This is a genomic window from Psychrobacter sp. van23A, assembly GCF_030845275.1.
In the GTDB taxonomy this organism is placed as follows: domain Bacteria; phylum Pseudomonadota; class Gammaproteobacteria; order Pseudomonadales; family Moraxellaceae; genus Psychrobacter; species Psychrobacter faecalis.
On the sequence record NZ_CP132595.1, the window covers coordinates 2,088,983 to 2,104,793 of the forward strand.

The 15,811-nt window shown below is 45.4% G+C and carries 10 protein-coding genes; 8 read left to right on the plus strand and 2 right to left on the minus strand.

Going from position 1 to position 15,811, the window contains the following annotated elements:
• Window positions 1-180: 180 nt before the first annotated feature.
• The gene (locus RAH45_RS08885; RefSeq protein ID WP_011280732.1) at window positions 181-903 is read left to right on the plus strand and encodes a Bax inhibitor-1/YccA family protein; all 723 of its coding nucleotides are present in this window, start codon (window positions 181-183) and stop codon (window positions 901-903) included.
• Between the two features lie 119 nt (window positions 904-1,022).
• Here the strand turns inward: RAH45_RS08885 and RAH45_RS08890 are convergent, their stop codons facing one another.
• Entirely contained in the window at window positions 1,023-3,848 is a 2,826-nt protein-coding gene (locus RAH45_RS08890) for a heavy metal translocating P-type ATPase (protein WP_306495188.1), read from the minus strand.
• 443 nt (window positions 3,849-4,291) lie between these two features.
• Between RAH45_RS08890 and mrcB the strand changes: the two genes are divergently transcribed.
• The 7 genes from mrcB (at window position 4,292) to RAH45_RS08925 (ending at window position 13,454) form a co-directional block, all read left to right on the plus strand.
• Complete coding sequence (gene mrcB / locus RAH45_RS08895) at window positions 4,292-6,799, plus strand: penicillin-binding protein 1B (protein WP_306495189.1); 2,508 nt, start codon at window positions 4,292-4,294, stop codon at window positions 6,797-6,799.
• 30 nt (window positions 6,800-6,829) lie between these two features.
• On the plus strand, window positions 6,830-7,654 hold the full coding sequence (locus RAH45_RS08900; RefSeq protein ID WP_102076835.1) for a tetratricopeptide repeat protein: 825 nt from the start codon (window positions 6,830-6,832) through the stop codon (window positions 7,652-7,654).
• 164 nt (window positions 7,655-7,818) lie between these two features.
• Window positions 7,819-8,745 carry a 50S ribosomal protein L11 methyltransferase gene (gene prmA, locus RAH45_RS08905; RefSeq protein ID WP_102076834.1) on the plus strand — a complete coding sequence of 309 codons (927 nt, stop codon included), beginning with the start codon at window positions 7,819-7,821 and terminating at the stop codon, window positions 8,743-8,745.
• 193 nt (window positions 8,746-8,938) lie between these two features.
• A complete protein-coding gene (locus RAH45_RS08910) occupies window positions 8,939-10,252 on the plus strand; it encodes a zinc-ribbon domain-containing protein (protein ID WP_102076833.1) in 1,314 nt (437 codons plus the stop codon).
• Between the two features lie 321 nt (window positions 10,253-10,573).
• Window positions 10,574-10,843 carry a DNA-binding transcriptional regulator Fis gene (fis, locus tag RAH45_RS08915; RefSeq protein WP_228706547.1) on the plus strand — a complete coding sequence of 90 codons (270 nt, stop codon included), beginning with the start codon at window positions 10,574-10,576 and terminating at the stop codon, window positions 10,841-10,843.
• Between the two features lie 199 nt (window positions 10,844-11,042).
• Window positions 11,043-12,623, plus strand: a complete 1,581-nt coding sequence (purH, locus tag RAH45_RS08920) for a bifunctional phosphoribosylaminoimidazolecarboxamide formyltransferase/IMP cyclohydrolase (protein ID WP_102076831.1) — start codon at window positions 11,043-11,045, stop codon at window positions 12,621-12,623.
• A gap of 129 nt (window positions 12,624-12,752) precedes the next feature.
• Window positions 12,753-13,454, plus strand: a complete 702-nt coding sequence (locus RAH45_RS08925; RefSeq protein ID WP_306495190.1) for an IS1 family transposase — start codon at window positions 12,753-12,755, stop codon at window positions 13,452-13,454.
• A gap of 134 nt (window positions 13,455-13,588) precedes the next feature.
• Here RAH45_RS08925 and RAH45_RS08930 read toward each other — a convergent pair whose 3' ends face one another.
• Window positions 13,589-15,463 carry a SurA N-terminal domain-containing protein gene (locus RAH45_RS08930; RefSeq protein WP_102076830.1) on the minus strand — a complete coding sequence of 625 codons (1,875 nt, stop codon included), beginning with the start codon at window positions 15,461-15,463 and terminating at the stop codon, window positions 13,589-13,591.
• Window positions 15,464-15,811 lie beyond the last annotated feature (348 nt).

The window sequence follows — 15,811 nt, forward strand, 5'->3', positions numbered from 1 at the left end:
TTTTAAGCGTATTTGTTTTGCTACTCATTACCGCTTTATATGTCGATATTCCCTAGTTAATTAAGGCTCGATAGCCATGTGATGCCTTGCATGCGCTCACGTAAACACAGTTGACAATAATGGCGGTTTTGCTAAAGTAGCTGGCATCTTAGTTATTTATATTTTAAAAAGGACAACTTTATGGCAAATCCTATTGTCAGTCGCGCAGAGCTTGCCGTTGGCGGCGCGCCGATGACGGTAAAGGGTGTGATTCAAAAGACCAGTTTATTGCTTGGACTATCGGCGATTACGGGTATTGGATTTTTCTTTTATGCGTTAATGGCAGGCCTATCACAAGGCTTTATCACCATGGCCGCTTTTGGTAGTATGTTTGCCGCCTTTGGTCTTGCTATTTTTATTACCTTTAAGCCGCAAAAAGCCAAAACTTTTGCCGTACCTTATGCGTTATTGGAAGGTATCTTTTTAGGTGGTATCTCGCTATTTTTTATGCGCATGTACCCAAGCGTGCCTGTCACTGCGATGTGTGCGACCTTTGTCACCGCAGCGGTCATGCTAGGGCTGTATCGCTCAGGTTTGGTTAAAGTTACTGAGAAATTCCGCTCAATCGTCACCTCAGCATTGATTGCTATCATGTTGGTTTATGTGGCGCAGTGGGTGCTATCTTTAGCGTTCGGCTCGAGCTTACCTTTCTTATTCGAAGGTGGCGCTATCGCTATCGGCTTTAGCTTATTTGTGATTGTTATCGCCTCTTTTACGCTGCTATTGGACTTTGATAATATCGATCGCGGTGTGGCGATGGGCGTATCAGAAGACTACGAATGGTTATTTAGTATCGGTATTCTTGCGACGCTAGTGTGGATGTATATCGAATTTATGCGTCTGCTAAGTTACCTGCAAGACTAATCTAAACCCTATTTAGCCGTTATTTAAAATAATTAAAATAAAAAAAACCGTCTTTATAAAGACGGTTTTTTTGTGGGTAATTTTTGAGGTTTATATAAATAAGTTTAAGCTGCTTTACATTAAGCACGCTTTAGACGCAGCGCGTTTAATACCACAAATAATGAGCTTAACGACATACCAATCGCCGCAAGCCAAGGCGGCACATAGCCTAAAGCTGCGGGTATCAAGACGCTACTATTATAAATTAGCGCCCAACGTAAGTTTTGCTTAATAATACGTTTGGTCTTATCAGCGATACGCTTCGCCGCCGTGATAGCTTCGATTTGACCATTTAGAATGATACTGTCACTCGAGACTTGCGCCAAATCTGCTGCGCCCGCAATCGAGGTTGAGACATCTGCCGCTGCTAAAACAGGCGCATCATTAATACCGTCACCAACCATGAGTACGACGGCGCCTTTTGCTTGCAGCGCTTGAATATGATTGACTTTATCGGTTGGCGACAGGCCGTTATAAGCGGCTTTCATGCCTAACTCTTCCGCCATTACCAGTGCTTGTGGACTTGGGTCACCGGTTAGCATGACCGGCTCAATACCTGATTTTTTGAGAGCGGCGAGCATAGACGGCGCACTATCACGTACCTTATCGTTAAAGTAAAAACCTGCCAGCGCTTGCCATGCATTTGACGGACTATTTTGACAAGACAATACCACCGCCGAGCTGGCACGATGAGTGGCTAAATCAATGGTTAACGCATTATTTTGTTGAGAATCAGTATTCGCTTTATCCATGGCAAAATCGACATGACCGATGCGATATAGGACGCCATCAATCATTGCCTCTACCCCGCCTGCAGGATAGTATTGCAACGACTGCGTCGCAGGCAGATGTAATTGATAAGCGGCGGTGAGCAAAGCGTGAGCAATCGGATGGCGGCTGCCCACTTCAAGCGCGGCGGCAATCGCTAATAGCTTGTCTTTTTCTTCATTGCTAGCAGCTGTCGTATCATTAGTTGCCAATCGCTCGATATTTAATAAATTGGGCTTACCATAAGTCAGCGTGCCTGTTTTATCAAACGCCACATGGGTAATCTCAGCAAGGGTTTGCAGCGTATGGCCTCGTGTGGTTAAAAAGCCATAACTCGCCAATCGATTGGTCGCTACCGTCAGCGCAATCGGTGTCGCTAAGGAGAGCGCACACGGACAGGTCGCCACCAATACCGCCACCGTTGCCCAAATTGCTTGGCTTGGGTCGACGATATACCAACCAATGAACACCAAAGCTGATAATACTAAAATCCGCGCTACAAACCAACGCGCCAGCTTATCCGCTTGCTGAGCGAGTTTTGGTTTCTCACTCATCGCCCGATTCATCAGCCTATCAATCAACCCTATCTGGCTGTCTTCTGGCAATGCCGTCACTAACATCTCAAACGGCTGACTGTCGTTTTGGGCGCCGCCAACGATATAATCGCCTTGGGTTTTGATGATTAAATCGCCCTCACCAGTTAGCAGGCTTTGCGAGACGGTCGCTGTAGAGCTAAGCAAGATACCATCGCTGATAATCTCAGAGCCTGCTTCCACCATAATAATATCGCCCACTTGCAAGCTATGAGCGGTCACCATCTGCCTTTTTTCTGGCACGGCTTCTGTCTGCGCTATATTTGATGGTTTATGATTTGCTCGCTGCCAGTCTTGAGCGATACGTGACGTCAATTGCTGAATATTGGCATCCATGCTTTGCTTAAAGTTGGGCATCGTTTTTGCGCTAGTGGTTGTGCCCTTTGTCGCTAAATTATTATTTGGATTAAGCACCTGTTCAGCACTATTATCAGAAAGAGCGTCATTATCAAAGATAGTATTATTAAGCGTATTTTGCTCTATGAGCTGCAAGATACGCGCCGCCGCGTCTTTATCTTCAGCAATTTTTTGTACCAAGACGGGCTCGACCACCACCAAGTCATTGGCCATAGTGGCGGCTTTTAAGCGTGCATTATGCTCAATATAACGCCCAGCCAATAAGAAGAAAATGAACATACTGACCGAATCAAAGTACGTTTCCCCTTGCCCGGTAATGGTCGCATAAAGACTGGCAAAGAAGGTCACCACTAAGGCGATACTAACCGGCACATCCATATTGACTTGGCGGGCACGAATCGCTGACCATGCTGAGGTAAAAAACGGCACACCGGCATAAAAGAACACCGGCGTACTCACAAATAGCGACACCCAACGTAGAAAATCACGCTGAAAAATAAGCATGTCGCTATATTCGCCAAAATAAATCGCTACCGCATACATCATTGCTTGCATCGAGCCGAGCGCCGCGATACCAAGCCGTAATAGCATCTGACTGTTATGACGTGCCAGCATGGCCTCATGGGTATCTTGACGATAAGGCTTGGCTTCGTAGCCAATCTCATTGATAACGCCCAAAATACGACTAATCGGCAGCTTATCTTCGTCCCAAATCACCCGCATGCGCTGATTGGTTAAATTAACCTGACATTGGCTGATGCCATCTAACTCATCTAGCCGCGACTCAATCAGCCACGTACAGGCCGCACAGCGCAGATTATTGACCGATAGTTCTGCTACCGACATGCCGTCTTGGGCGTAGACAAATTGAGATTTTATTTCATCGTGATCATAAGCTTCAAGGCGCGTCAGCTGGGTTGGTAAACTTGCCGTACGGTTAATCTCCGAGCGGTCAAGATAGTATTGCTCAAGCCCTGCCTCGACAATACTTTGCGACGCTAACTGACAGCCCATACAACACATCTCGCGCGACTGACCTAAAATATCGGTATGAAACGGCGGCTCTGGTACCGGATCACCGCAATGAAAACAATGACCGGCAAGCGGCAACACCAGACCCTCAGTAATCGAGTGGTCTTGATAGTGGCGGTTGTTATTTGCTGGCATAGATGAGGGAATATTAGACATAATCGCGCTATTTCCTTTCGACAAGTTTACTTGCAGCCGACCGGCTTTTAATAAACTTGCTCTGATTAACGAGAGTCAATCCCTATGTAAAAAAGCGATTGAATTATCTGCCTTTAACACAGCTACTTTACATAGATATTGGCACAACGTTATTGGCACAATGATATTGGCATAAATGAGACTAAAAAATTGGTAAAAACTATTAATAAAAGGGGTCGATAAAACTGTTGGTATCAACCTAATTATTAATATAAACATTATACTACAAGCGCGCGGCGTAAGCAGCCTAGCCCTTTATCCCAAAACATTAATACCTCCAAAACACCTACTACGAAAGTCTAACGCCTGCTTAATGAATGCAGGCGTTGATGATGATAGATTGAAAAATTTGTCAATTTGCGTCATTATGAGGCAGTTTTTTATCCCAAAATGGTGTGTCATCAGTGCAAAAGTCTAATTCTAAGCGACCACAGTCGTCTAAGCCTGCTATCAATACGCTACCCTCACAGCAGCGCGGCGTGGTGTTTAGTGGTATTTTATTAATCGTCATTATCGCAGCTATGGTGCTATTGGCGCTATATTTGGTCAAACTTGATCGCACCATTACCCACAAGTTTGAGGGCAAGCGCTGGGACATTCCTGCTAAGGTTTACTCGCAGCCCCTAGAGCTGTATCAAGGCGCCAATGTCGATACAGACACCATGAAAACTTGGCTTAAGCTGCTCAATTATCAAAGCAACAAGGCTTATGATCGCACCGGTACCTACCATAAATCTGGCAATACCTACTTTATCCATACGCGCGGCTTTACGTATAGCGCCAACGACGTCGATAAAGAGCAAGTCATCAAAATGACCATTGCTGGCAATAAGATTGAGTCGGTACAAAGCACCCAGCCTGCCAAAACTGGCATTATTCGTCTGGAGCCAGTAAACATCGGCGGTATTTATCCAGACAGTAACGAAGATCGCATGGTGGTGACGCTCGATCAAGTACCGCAGCCGCTGATTGACGCGCTTATCGCTACCGAGGATCGCGGGTTTTATGAGCACAAAGGCGTCTCGATACGCGGTATCGCGCGTGCGGTATTAAACAACTTTACCGGTGGCCCTAGACAGGGCGGCTCGACCATCACTCAGCAGCTGATTAAAAACTTTTATCTGAACTCCGATCGGACGATGAAACGTAAAGCCAATGAGGCATTGATGGCGGTGTTACTTGAGCTGCATTATAGTAAAGATGAGATTCTACAAACCTATCTAAACGAGATTTACTTGGGTCAAAACGGCAATCGCTCTATCAATGGCTTTGGCCTTGCCTCGCAATTTTATTTTGATAAACCCCTCAAAGAGCTGCGTTTAGACCAACAGGCGCTACTTGTTGGTATGGCAAAAGGCCCGAGCGTTTATAACCCGCGCCGTCATCCAAACGATTCGACAGAGCGCCGTAATACCGTACTGAATAATATGCTAGCAGTCGGTAAAATTAGCCAAGAAGAGTACGAAAAAGCGATAGAAAAACCACTCGATGTGGCGGACAAACCCGTCGAAGGCAAAAGCCAGTTCCCTGATTTTTTAGATATCGTCAAGCGTGAATTGAACAAAGTCTATTATTCTGATGATCTGAAAAACGAAGGTCTGATTATCATCAGTACCTTAGATCCTATTGCCCAATTGGCAGCGGACAAAGCGGTCGAGAGAAAACTTGGTGAGCTACGTCGTCGCGGTAGCAAGACCAAAGACTTACAAGGCGCATTGGTCAGTGCCAATCCTGAAACTGGTGAGCTGGTGGCAGTGGTCGGTAGTGGCAGTGAATTTACTGGTTTTAACCGTGCTGTCGATGCCAAGCGTCAAGTTGGCTCGTTATTAAAGCCAATTATCTATATGACGGCGCTTGAAAGCGGGCGCTATAATTTGGCAAGCTCGGTCGATGATTCACCGATTACGGTCAATTTGAGTGACGGTACTGAGTGGAATCCAAAGAACTATGACAATCGTGACCATGGTTACGTGCCGTTTACCACCGCTTTGTCGCAATCGTATAATCACAGCGCGGTACGTTTGGGTATGGAGTTTGGCGTTAATACCTTTGCCAAACAGCTACAGCGCATGGGCGTAAAAGAGAAAATCCCGCCTTATCCTTCGGCTTTATTAGGCTCGGTCAATCTTAGCCCAATGGATATGCTGGGCGTTTACCAAGTATTCGCTACCGGTGGTTTCCGCACGCCTATTCATAGTATTCGTAGTGTTATTGATGATCGCGGACATATTTTGCAGCGTACCGGTTTAAATACCCAGCGTAGTATTCCGCCTGAGACCAACTTTTTGATTAACTATGCCTTGCAAGACGTGGTCAAAAACGGCACGGCCAGACGCATACAATCGCTTGGCAGCAACTTAAACCTTGCTGGTAAAACGGGTACGACCAACGATTACCGTGATGCTTGGTTTGCCGGCTACAGTGGCAACTATGTTAGCGTGGTTTGGGTCGGTCGTGATGACAATAAACCTATCGGTCTAAGCGGTGGTAGTGGCGCTTTGCCAGTTTGGGTCGATTATATGAATCGTCTCAAGCTGACCCCTGTCGCGCTGCCAGAGCCTGAGGGAATTGAGTGGTTGTGGCTTGAGAACAACTCTGGCAAGTTGTCTAATGAACGCTGTGCTGATGCGCGCTATCTGCCAGTGATGTCAGCGTATCTACCCGAAGAAGCCAGCAGTTGTGCTATTAGCTTATATCAACAAGAGCGTGCCCGCGAGCAGATACAATGGCAAAACCAGCAAGGCTCGATTAATCAACAGCGCCGCCGTGAAGGCTTAGATATTCCTAATGGCGAAGCCGTTGATACGGATAACGAAGGTGACGACGCTAACAATCCCGGCAACGCTGAGCAAGAAGGCGGGTCGAGCAATCGTGCCGATACTTGGTATGACCGCGCCGTTGAATGGTTCTAGGGTTTTTAAGACTTAAAAAAGGGTTTTAACATGGCTTTATTGATACAGCAAACTGTCGCCGCTAAGCAGGCTATCACTGCTCCTTCTAAAGGGCAAACTAAGCTGATTAATACGATACTTGCTACTAGCGCCCTTATTAGCGCATTAAGTTTAAGTGCTTGCCAAACGGCGCCGATAGCAATAAAAACGTCTCCTGCGCAAACGTCTGCGCCTCAAAAACAGCAGCCTACAGCAAAACAGCCAGTAACGGTAACCCAAGCACCGATTGTTAAAGGCGATGATAATAAGTACTCTACCGTGCCCAATACAGTGCCTACACAACCGACTTCGACAATGCAGTCATCCGAAGCAGAACAGGTCTATACGCCAGCAACACAAAGTCCAATCATCACACAGCCTGATAGCCAAGATGCCATCATCCTTACGCCTTCTCGTGAAGATTACATCCTATCCGAACCATCAATTCCTTCGCATAATGAGCTATTGGAGCGGGCGCGGCAAAACTCACAGCAGCGCAGTCAGCAAAGCACAGCCAATAACAGCAACTTGCCAGCCTTTCGTAATCTCATGCAAACAGGTACAGAGCAATTAAAATCAGGCAATATAAATGGCGCTGAGAGCAGCTTTACGCGCGCGCAGCGCCTCGCGCCCAAATCATCAGCCGTCTATTTTTATTTGGCGCAAGTCGCTCTTAAAAAGAATCAACCACGTAAGGCTGAAGCGATGGCGCGCCGAGGTTTGACCGTTGCTCAAGACAGCACTCGCCGCCGCAACCTTTGGCAAATCATCTTGCAATCAGGACAAGCACAGGGTAACGCTCGCGTGATAAATGAGGCCAGACAGGCGCTGCGCTAATAGGACACACTCTCGTATTTACCATGACGACTGAATCTATAAGCGCTAAAATAGGCTTATAGATTTAGTCGTTAATTTTTTTATCCCGTTTTTTATTGGGTTTAATGACTGTTTTCTTTTACTCCTTTAATTCTTCACTTTTATTTTAAACTAAGGTTACCTTTATGGCATGGCAACAACTGCATTTACAATGTGAAAAAGACAATGTCGATCTCGCTGAGGCGCTGTTATTAGAAGCTGGCGCGCTATCAATCGCTTTAGATGACGCAGGCGACCAGCCTTTATTTGAACCCCTTCCCGGTGAATCACCGTTATGGGATGAGGTCATAATCACAGGCTTGTTTGACGCCAATACAGATGCTGGCAATCGTCAATTACTTGAGGAATTAAGCCATGAAATCGGCGCACAAGTACAGGCCAGCCGAACGTGGGTCAACGCTGTCGATGATAAGGATTGGGAGCGCGAATGGATGTCCAATTATAAGCCAATCGAGTGCGCCAATAACTTATGGATTGTGCCTAATTGGCTGACACCGCCGAACCCTGACGCTACCAATATTATTATGGATCCAGGTTTGGCTTTTGGTACTGGCTACCATGCCACTACTCGCCTCTGTCTTGATTGGCTGACCGAGCAAGACCTGACCGATAAAGTTGTGATCGATTATGGCTGCGGCTCTGGTATTTTAGGGATTGCGGCGCTGTTATTGGGCGCGCGTCAAGTTTATGCGGTGGATATTGACCCACAAGCGGTGCTTGCGACCAATCAAAATGCAGCACGCAATCACGTTGATGATCGCTTGCAAGCATTTTTGCCAGAAGACTTCAATAATTACTGGCAACAAAACGATATGAAACCCGTAGAAATCATGGTTGCTAATATTTTAGCCAAGCCACTCATTGGTTTAGCGCCTTATTTTGCGACCCTGATGGCACCCAAAAGCCGTATCGTGTTAGCAGGCTTGATTGAATCGCAAACCGAGCAGGTCAGCGAAGCGTATCAGCCTTACTTTGCGCTCGATCCTAAGCATGCTTTTACCGCGCAAGAAGATCAACATTGGCAGCGTTTATCTGGTACATTTACAGGATAGCAACATTTAATTACATCTGTTACGATAGAGGAGCAGTTAAATAATGTTGTGTATTTAACGCTGCTCTATCGTTGCCTGCAAATTATGATGATTACTCTATAAAAAAAGACATAAAAAACTGGCAGCGATTGGTAAGTGATTAAGCAGTATTAACATGCGGTATTAATACTGATACCTTTTTGGATTCGACCTTATGACTACGCCAATCAAAACCCAGTGCCCTCATTGTCATGCTATTTTTAATATTAAAAAAACACAGTTAAACCAAAAAACAGCCAATGTTTGCTGTGAACATTGTCAACACAGTTTTTTGGTCAATAACAACCTTATTGTCACGAATGATACAGAGCCGACTGCTGACACTATGGGGCATGAACCTCAATCTGATGCATCCACTACCGCCAATACTTCTATTAAGCAAACGTCTACCGTTACGCCAGAAGCAAAAGCCACAACCAAGCCAAACGGCACCTCTGAACCAGAAGATGCAGATATTCTTATCCATGATGATATGGCTGAAGAAGATTTGATAGACGATCAGTTGATTCACGATGATATGGATATTGCAGATTTTGAAGAGGAAGATTTAGAATACGGTTCGCTCGACAGTATGGACGCTTGGCTAACGCAAGCAGCAGATAGCACCCCTACCTCAACCACAAACAATAGTGATAAGTCGACGAAAAGCCCAGCAACAAAGCTAGATAAAAGCGCTCACGCCTCTGTTAGTCCCATAGAAAAACCCTCTTTAGCAAACGCTCTTATAAAAGAGCCAGCATCAGCTGCCCAAGTAGCCCTTAGCTCAGCGGCAGCTAATGACATCCATGCCAGTATCGATGATAATAGCGATGAGTCTTGGCTTGAAAAACTGCTCAAAGAACAAAATGAAAACGAAGACGGTCATAGTCCAAGAAAAGACACAGGTTTATCAGCGCTGCTCGCAAGCATGGGCGTTTCTATCAAAGACGAAGACAACACGCAGGCCGCACGCCTTAAAAGGCAGCAAGCACAAGCCAAGTTTTCACCAATACCTGCTAAGCGCTCGCTTGCTTCATTACTCTGGACACTTGGTTGTTTGGTATTAGCGCTGCTACTTTTTGCACAGTATGTCATTTTTAATTTAGATAACTTGGTTAAAAATCCTGCCCATGCTGAGCGCTTGCAAAAAGTATGTGCTATCGCCGCTTGTAGCTTACCTAGCGCCAATCTAGCGGCTTTGAGTACAAGCGATATCACTCATCGACCTAGCCGCATCAAGACTGCCAACACCTTTAGTGATATCAGCATCACTTTAAACAACCAAAGCACCCAAGCACAACTCCTGCCGCATGTGAAAGTTAGTGTTTATGGTACTGATGCACTTATCGGCGAATTTATTGCAGCACCGCAAGATTATCTACTCAGCACGCAGAGCCAATTGGGCGCCACAAGTCGCAAGCAGCTGTTATTTACCATCCCCGTTGCCAATGCTCAAATCGACAAAGTAAACGCCGAGCCTATTTATTAACATTCAGCTTGGTAAAATGCCATTTATAAGCAATAAGATTTATTCAAAAGTTTTGCTCTTTTATCAAATTTGTCCTAAATGTTTTAAATCTGTCGTCATAAATGACAATAAATAGCGTCAAGCCTAGAGTAATAATAGGGTAATACCCAATCTATTGTTCTGATAGGCTTTGACTTTGTTATAATAGCGCTTAAACGCCTTATGGTTTACGCTTACGCTTAAGGACATTATCTTATGCCACCACATGCACCGTATAATGCCACTCATTTTGACCAGGATATTGAGAGCTCTGCTGATTATAAAGACGGCTATCATCGCTCTATCCATAAGGTAGAAGCTTCCTTAGACGATAGCCTTCATGCGCACCAACCGTTACGTGTGCATGTAGAGCGCGTGGTGCGGCAGTATTTTGCGATGCTCGATGATGAGATGCCAACCGACTTATATGAGCTTATTTTAAAAGAGATAGAGCAGCCACTATTGTCAGTCGTGCTCGAAAAGTGCCGCGGCAATCAGACCAAGTGTGCGCAAATCTTAGGTCTCAATCGCGGTACGCTACGCAAAAAGCTCAAAACTTATGGCTTAATGTAATCTATGGCTTTATACCAGTCGCTGTTATTTACGACGACCAACTATCGCATTCACCACGCTCCTTAGCACTGCTAACCGACATTCAATTGTATGGCACGTTTATAGTTTATGATCTTATCAAACCCGATATGCTCTGCACTGCTTGCCATTATTACCTTGCCAGACGTTTACGTCAGGCTTTTTTTATGGAAATTTTCTTATGAGTACAACTCCCCTTGCCCTACTATCGGTTTCCGATAAGTCAAATATCGTAGAATTCGCCCAAGGCTTGCTTAAAGCTGGTTTTGGTTTATTATCGACTGGCGGTACTTACCGCTTGCTAACAGAAAATAATGTCGCCGTCACTGAAGTTTCAGACTATACGGGCTTCCCTGAAATGATGGACGGCCGCGTTAAAACGCTACATCCAAAAATCCATGGCGGTATTTTAGGACGCCGCGGTACTGATGACAGCGTCATGAATGAGCACGCTATTGAGCGCATTGATTTGGTCGTCGTCAATCTTTATCCGTTTGCAGAGACGATTGCACGTAGTGACGTCACCATGAACGATGCGATCGAAAACATCGATATTGGCGGCCCTACTATGGTTCGTTCAGCGGCAAAAAACCACGCTCACGTTGGTATTGTGACTGACCCTGCTGATTATACGCGCGTGCTTGAAGCATTAGGCGATGGAACGACACTAACCCCTGCCCTACGTTACGATTTAGCGGTCAAAGCCTTTGAGCATACCGCACAATACGACGGAATGATTGCCAATTTCTTGGGCAGCCGCGTGAATGAAAACCAAGAGGCAGAGAATTTCTCTCGTACCTTTAACGTCCAATTAGAAAAAGTGCAAGACCTACGCTACGGCGAAAACCCGCATCAAAAAGCGGCTTTTTATGTCGAAAACCATGCCCTGAAAAGCCAGCAAGCCTCTATTGCAACCGCGCAGCAGCTACAAGGTAAAGAGCTCTCTTATAACAATATCGCTGATACCGATGCCGCCCTTGAATGTGTTAAAGCCTTTAGTGCGCCCGCTTGCGTGATTGTAAAACACGCCAATCCTTGCGGAGTCGCCGTAGATAGCGATCAAGTCGCCGCTTACCGCACCGCTTTTAGTACCGACCCTGAGTCATCTTTTGGTGGTATTATTGCCTTTAACCGCGAACTTACGCTTGCTGCAGCCAAAGCGATTATTGACAATCAATTTGTCGAAGTCATCATTGCGCCAAGTATCGAAGATGGCGTTTTGGAGGCGACCGCTGCTAAGAAAAACGTCCGTGTCTTAGTTTGTGGCGAGTTGCCAACGCCTGAGCAGCGCGACAGCCAGCTTGATTATAAACGTGTCAATGGTGGTTTATTGGTGCAAGAGCAAGATTTGGGCCTTATTACCGCCAACGATTTAAAAATCGTTACCGACGTCCAGCCAACCGAAGCACAGATTGCTGATTTATTATTTAGCTGGAATGTCGCTAAATACGTCAAATCTAACGCCATCGTTTATGCCAAAGGTCAACGCACTATCGGTGTTGGCGCCGGTCAAATGAGCCGCGTCAATTCAGCGCGTATCGCCGCTATCAAAGCCGAGCACGCTGGTCTTGCTACCGAAGGCGCGGTAATGGCATCAGATGCTTTCTTCCCATTCCGTGATGGTATTGATAACGCGGCCGAAGTCGGCATTGCTGCTATCATCCAACCAGGCGGCTCTATGCGTGATGACGAAACGATTGCTGCCGCCAATGAGCATGGTATTGCCATGGTCTTCACTGGTATGCGCCACTTCCGCCATTAATCAGCGGTTAAGATAATGCTATTAAGAAAACAGCGTTGAGAGTAAATAAAAATTAGGTGGTGTGTCAGAAAGTATGCTGAGGAGATGAAAGGAGGGTGACAGCCAAAGCAAGATGATATATTTGAGGTTATGAAGACACAAATAGATATCATATGCCCCGACTGTCACAGCTCCAGTTTTTCGATACATGGTATAAAAAGCTATGGCAAGCAGAACTACCAGTGTAAGGACTGCAAACGTCAATTCATTGGCGACCATGCCTTAACTTATCATGGCTGTCACTCTAAAATAGAAGACATCATACGGCTAATGACGGTTAGAGGTTGCGGCGTCAGAGACATAGCCGTTATAGCCTCTATTAGTATTGGTAAAGTCCTTAGCACCATAGGCTCATCGGTCTATAAGATTACACCTAAAAAGCGCTATTATGAACGCTTAGAGGTTGATGAGTTCTGGACTTACGTATATCGCAAGAAGCGTAAAGTTTGGCTTATTTATGCTTATGACCGCGCTACCAATGAGATTGTCGCTTATGTCTGGGGCAAACGTGACCTGAAAACAGCTAAGAAGCTAAGAGCCCGTCTTAAACAACTGAAAGTCAGCTATGGCTCTATTAGCATGGATAACTGGGATAGCTTTATAACCGCATTCAAGCCTGACAAGAAACAAATCGGCAAGCAGCATACGGTAGGCATAGAAGGTAATAACTGTCGCCTTAGACACCGATTGCGACGAGCCGTTCGAAAGACCTGCTGCTTCTCAAAGAAGTTTGATAACCACTTTAAGGTGTTTGATTTGGTATTCTTCTATGTCAATTATGGCTATGTCTGATGCCAGCATACTTTTTAGAACACCACCAAAAATTGTAATGCATAAAAAAAGCCACTATTAATAGTGGCTTTTTCATATTTAAGGCTTAATAAAGCTCGTTAAAAAAAGGGTTTAACAAATGCCTTATAGGTCGCTTAACGTCCTTGCGCATTGGCCATATTGGCTTCATTAATCTCAACTTTATAGACCATACGTAGATAATCTAGATAATCTTGCAGCTGATCTTGACCCAAATTATCACGAATAATGGCGGCAGTTTGTGCTCTTTGGGCATCAGATAGCGGCGATTGCTGCTCTGTTTTGATGCGATCACCGACCAATAATGTCGCACCCGTTTCAGTCTCACTCGCTACCGCCACGACGCCATTGGCTGCCGCTTGCTGACTAAAGGCTAAGCCGCGCTCTTTTTCGCTCAATTGCGTGGTCTGACGGTTTACTTCGCCCAATGCTTGCAGCTTCACGGGCTGTTTTGCAATATCAGCAGGCGTTTTAATAGTGGCCGCCAATTTCTTCGCCGCTTGTAACGCTAAAGCCGTTGCTTTTTGTTGACGCAATATCTGCGTGATTCTTGGCGTCGCCGCTGTTAAAGACAACGTCTTGGTTGGGCGATAATTACTTGGCTGTACCCATACCGTACCATTACCAACCTCAATACCCGCAGTCACCGCTTGGTCTTGAATGGTAAATTCATCAAACGCTTGCTTAATCACCGCCGGCTGCGCCAAAGCAGATTGGTTGTTTTCTTTACGATAATCTTTGATATGTTTTAATGGCACATTCTCTTGCTGAGCGATGTCTTCAATACTAAAGCCATCTGCTGCCAAGTCATTAATCGCTGTGACTTTATCGGCATACATTTCCTGGCGTTTATATTCTTTCGCTTTAGCGGTTAGCTCTGCACGCATACTCTCTAGACTTGGGATTTTGCTACCATTGTCCTCAGTCACGGTAAATATCTGATAGCCAAAGCTGGTTTTCACGGGAGCACTGACATCACCAACGCTCAAGCCTGCCAGTGCTTCTTCCACGGCTGGTGCATCATTACCAAATACCGCTGGGTTAAAACGTCCGATATCGCCACCTGTTTCGCCTGACGGATCATCAGACTCGGCTTTGGCAACCTTGGCAAATGACTCACCTGTCGCAAGGCGGGCTTTAATTTTATCCGCGCGTGCTTTGGCATCTTTACCCGTTAGCAGGATTTGGCTAATTTTACGCTCATCTACGATAGCAAGACTTTGCTTATAGGCTTCATATTGCTGCTGCAAATCTTCTTGGGCAACTTCATTAACTTCAATCGCTTGCGGAGTCAGTTGTAAGTAAGCCAAGTCCACCATGGCCGCGCTTTTGAGTTTGTCTTTATTGGCATCATAGTAAGCTTGTATATCACCCTTGCTCAACTTTACCTGCTCAGCATAGTCCTGCCATTTAAAACGATGCAGCCAAATATTGCGCGACTCTAGCTGCAAATCAATCAACTGACTGACCGCTTGCATCGGATAAACTGCGGTACCGACGATGCTGGCATTGAGCTGATCTAGGCTCAACTGGTTGCGAAACTCAGCAAACAGCTGGTTTTTTGTCATATTGCGTTGACGTAAAAAGTTTGCAAACTGCTCGTTAGAAAAATTGCCCTCTGCATCTTTAAAGATTTCTTCTTGGCGCAGCAAACGATTGATGGTGTCATCAGAAACCGTCATGCCCAGCTTGCCAGCCTGCTGCTCTAGCAAGGTACGATCAATCAGCCCCTTTAGGACTTGCTCGTGCAGCACGTCTTCATTCAATAAACTGGCATCATCAACTTGGTCTAAAAGCTCAGTACGACGGTTATTGACGGCAGTTTGATACTCGGACAGTCCCACGCTTTTGTCACCTACTTGAGCGATTTGGTTGGGATCGACACCGCCGCCAAAGTAGCTTTCGACACCCAATAGAGCGAGCGGCGATAGGCACAAAATCAATAAAATGCGACCCGGCCAGCTTTTTAAGAAATCGCGCAATTTATCCATAGTTATCTCTGCTTTATTAACCTATATTGATGAAAGACCATTGTAATACTATTAATAATATCAACGCTGTATAAGCAGGCAATGGTAAGAAGAAGAACGTGTGCATTTTATCGCTATAAAATTAGGCGGATTGACGAAGTTTATAACAAGATTTAATAAAAACTCTTGTTTATACAACACCGCTATCGCGCGCCCTATGATACGTGATTTTTGATATAGACTCAAAATATTCAGGCGACTATTGCCACTTAAAGCTACAAATTTCAGCACTAAAAAAAGCACCTAATCTCTAGGTGCTTTTTTGGTCATTCGCTCATGACTTAATGAATCGTTAAGTCATAAGTTGCT